5 protein-coding genes are annotated in these 3,139 nt (G+C 32.6%); 4 read left to right on the forward strand and 1 reads right to left on the reverse strand.

Annotation, left to right across the window (positions count from 1 at the left end):
* Positions 1–738, reverse strand: a 738-nt coding sequence (locus B3J44_RS18395) for an aminotransferase class I/II-fold pyridoxal phosphate-dependent enzyme (protein ID WP_286970259.1), incomplete at its 3' end; no start/stop codon positions are given.
* A gap of 205 nt (positions 739–943) precedes the next feature.
* Between B3J44_RS18395 and B3J44_RS18400 the strand changes: the two genes are divergently transcribed.
* The 4 genes from B3J44_RS18400 to B3J44_RS18415 all read left to right on the forward strand — a co-directional run.
* On the forward strand, positions 944–1,402 hold the full coding sequence (locus B3J44_RS18400; RefSeq protein ID WP_198856780.1) for an Lrp/AsnC family transcriptional regulator: 459 nt from the start codon (positions 944–946) through the stop codon (positions 1,400–1,402).
* A 114-nt stretch (positions 1,403–1,516) separates the two neighbouring features.
* Positions 1,517–1,762 (forward strand): hypothetical protein, encoded by a 246-nt coding sequence (locus tag B3J44_RS18405; RefSeq protein ID WP_286970260.1) that lies wholly within the window; start codon positions 1,517–1,519, stop codon positions 1,760–1,762.
* The gene (locus B3J44_RS18410; protein ID WP_286970261.1) at positions 1,752–2,042 is read left to right on the forward strand and encodes a type II toxin-antitoxin system RelE/ParE family toxin; all 291 of its coding nucleotides are present in this window, start codon (positions 1,752–1,754) and stop codon (positions 2,040–2,042) included. The genes B3J44_RS18405 and B3J44_RS18410 overlap by 11 nt, the downstream gene beginning before the upstream one ends.
* Before the next feature lie 384 nt (positions 2,043–2,426).
* Positions 2,427–3,139 (forward strand): FAD-dependent oxidoreductase (locus tag B3J44_RS18415; RefSeq protein WP_286970262.1); only part of this gene is annotated, 713 nt, incomplete at its 3' end.

Raw genomic sequence — 3,139 nt, forward strand, 5'->3', positions numbered from 1 at the left:
CAAACTATCCATTGTTGGACCTAGAAGCATGCTCGCGCCAGAATTTACATTTTTCAATGAATTAATAAATTCTTTAGATGCACAAGTTACACCGCCAACCGTATCGCTACTTCCATTAATATATTTCGTCAAACTATGAATTACAATATCAGCGCCTAATTTCGCAGGAGAAACCGATAAAGGCGAAAAAGTATTATCTACAACCAATTTCAAGTTGTGTTTTTTAGCAATTTTAGCCAAACCGCTAATATCTGCCACTTCTAATAACGGATTGCTTACTGTTTCGCAATACAAAACTTTAGTTTTTGAAGTTATCGCAGCTTCAACAACATTGAGTTTTGTAATATCAACAAAGCTAGTTTCGATTCCGAAGCGAGGTGTAAAATTCTTTAAAAAAGCATAAGTTCCGCCATAAATCGTTCGGCTCGAAACAATATGATCTCCGGCACCGCACAATTGTAATAGAGTAGGAGTAATAGCGCCCATTCCTGAAGCCGAAACATTTGCTGTTTCTGTTCCTTCCATTGCTGCCAAAGCTTGATCCAGATATAAATTACTTGGCGAAGAATGGCGCGAATACAAATAACAGCCTTCCATATTGCCTTCAAAAGTATCAAACATGGTTTTTGCCGATAAAAAAGTATAAGTCGAAGAATCTGAAATCGACGGATTTACTCCGCCAAATTCACCAAAATATTGTAGATCCTGAATTTTATCTGCTGGTTTAAAATCTTTCATTATAGTTAGTTTTTTGTTTCAAGTTTTAAATCGTTTCTGTTAGATTTTTGGTCAAAGAAAAGTTTAATTAGAAAAAATGTCAATAAGTAGTTGTTTTTATAGATTTTAAAACTATAAAAATCATTTTATGTTGATTTTTAATCTAAATTTGAGATGTAAAATGCAATTCTGTAGATTTTCTTTCATCTTCAAAAAAACAATAGATATGATTCTTGACGAAATCGATAAAAAACTCCTTGTTCTGCTTCAAACCGACAGTAAAAAGACCAATAAAGAATTGTCTTTAAAACTCAATTTGTCAGTAACAGCAGTTTACGAACGAATCAAAAAACTAGAACGAGAAGGAATAATAAAAAGCTATGTGGCTTTAGTCGATAAATCTAAAATCGAAAAAGGATTTGTGGTTTTCTGTCATTTAAAACTCATTCAACACACCAAAGAATTTCTGACCAAATTTGAAAGTGAAGTCATCAAATTAAACGAAGTTCTTGAATGCCATCACGTAAGCGGTGATTATGATTATATCCTGAAAGTCTTGGTAAAAGATATGGAAGCTTACAGAGAGTTTTTAGTCACAAAACTAACTTCATTGCAGCATATAGGAAGTACGCAAAGTATGTTTATGATTAGTGAAGTGAAGAATTCGACGGTGATTTCTTTTTAAGATACTAAGATTCTTAGAGTCTAAGTTTTTTCTCTGAGACTTTGTATCGTAAAGTAAGTTTTAACATAATTGAATCATTATAAATCTTAAATTTGAGTTTAAATGCAAATAAAAATGGAAACGAAGGAATTAAGACGTAAGCTTATAAAAGATTTTGGTAAATTCATTGACGACGATTCAAAATTAGAAATTTTGGAAAGCGTTTTTGATGCCATTAATCATGAGGAAAAAGAGTCAATTGTTCCCGATTCACATTACAATTTAGTTGCCGAAGAAAGAGAAAAATATTTGTCTGGAGAAATAGAGGCAAATAGTTGGGAAGAGGTCGAGCAACGTTTGAATGCTAAATATGGTTTTTAAAATTAAAATTTTACCATTAGCAGAAAAAGAAATTGATGAATCTATTGAATTTTACGAAAGTAGAAGTAAAGGTTTAGGAAAGCAATTTCTAACTTATTTAAGATCTTATCTAAAAGTTTTAAAAATAAATCCAGAATTATTTGAGATTAAAAAAGAACCAAGTTATCGAGAAATGACTCTGGTCAAATTTCCTTTTGTTATTATTTATGAGATTATTGGAAATGAAATAATTATTTATTCAGTATTTCATACTTCAAGAAATCCTGAAAAGAAACCTTAACTAGAAGGTTCAAAGATTCAAAGATTCAAAGTGACAAAGGTTCAAAGGTTTTTGTTCTCATTTTATGTCATTTCGACGAAGGAGAAATCCTCGCAAGTAACTCCGCAACGAGAACCAAATCTTTGTCGAGCTTCTCACTGGGATTTCTCCTTCATCGAAATGACAATATTGCGTTATAATCATTGATAAAGATAAGCTTTGCGAACCTTGCGTGACTCTTAGCGCACTTTGCGGTTAAGCTAACAATTCAAAAAAACTTTGCGTCTTCGAGCCTTCGTGGCAGAAAACCCACACCCAAAATTTCACGCAAAAAACATTGAAAATTAAACTTCAAAAAGAACTTTATTCCTTAAATTTGTGACGCTTAAAATAAAAAGATAAACTATGAGTTCATTTGACGTAGTCATTATAGGTTCAGGTCCTGGCGGATATGTATCAGCAATTCGTTGCGCACAATTAGGTTTCAAAACTGCTATTGTAGAAAAATATAATTCATTAGGAGGAACTTGCCTTAACGTAGGTTGTATTCCTTCAAAAGCATTATTATCATCTTCTCATCACTATTCAGAAATTGCTCATTTTGCAGATCACGGAATCGAAGTTTCTGGTGACGTAAAAATCAATTTAGAGAAAATGATTGCACGTAAACAAGCTGTTGTAGATCAAACCGTAGGTGGAATTAACTACTTAATGGATAAAAATAAAATTACTGTTTTCAATGGTTTAGGTTCTTTCGTAGATGCAACTCATATTGCTGTTGCTAAAGCTGACGGAACTTCAGAAACTATCGAAGCAAAATATACTGTAATTGCTACAGGATCAAAACCATCTTCTTTACCGTTTATTAAAATTGATAAAGAAAGAATCATCACTTCTACTGAAGCTCTAGCTTTAAAAGAAGTTCCAAAACACTTAGTGATCATTGGTGGTGGAGTTATCGGAATCGAACTTGGACAAGTTTACCTTCGTTTAGGTGCTCAGGTTTCTGTGGTTGAATTCATGGACAGAATCATTCCAGGAATGGACGGAGCTCTTTCTAAAGAATTGACTAAAGTATTGAAAAAACAAGGAATGAAATTCTATGTTTCTCACAAAGT

The sequence above is a fragment of the Flavobacterium sp. UBA4854 genome, assembly GCF_002399805.1.
In the GTDB taxonomy this organism is placed as follows: domain Bacteria; phylum Bacteroidota; class Bacteroidia; order Flavobacteriales; family Flavobacteriaceae; genus Flavobacterium; species Flavobacterium ginsengisoli.

Coding starts and splice junctions, on each gene's coding strand:
- B3J44_RS18410 (WP_286970261.1), top strand. CDS start 1,752: ATGGTTTTTAAAATTAAAATTTTACCATTAGCAGAAAAAGAAATTGAT.
- B3J44_RS18400 (WP_198856780.1), top strand. CDS start 944: ATGATTCTTGACGAAATCGATAAAAAACTCCTTGTTCTGCTTCAAACC.
- B3J44_RS18405 (WP_286970260.1), top strand. CDS start 1,517: ATGGAAACGAAGGAATTAAGACGTAAGCTTATAAAAGATTTTGGTAAA.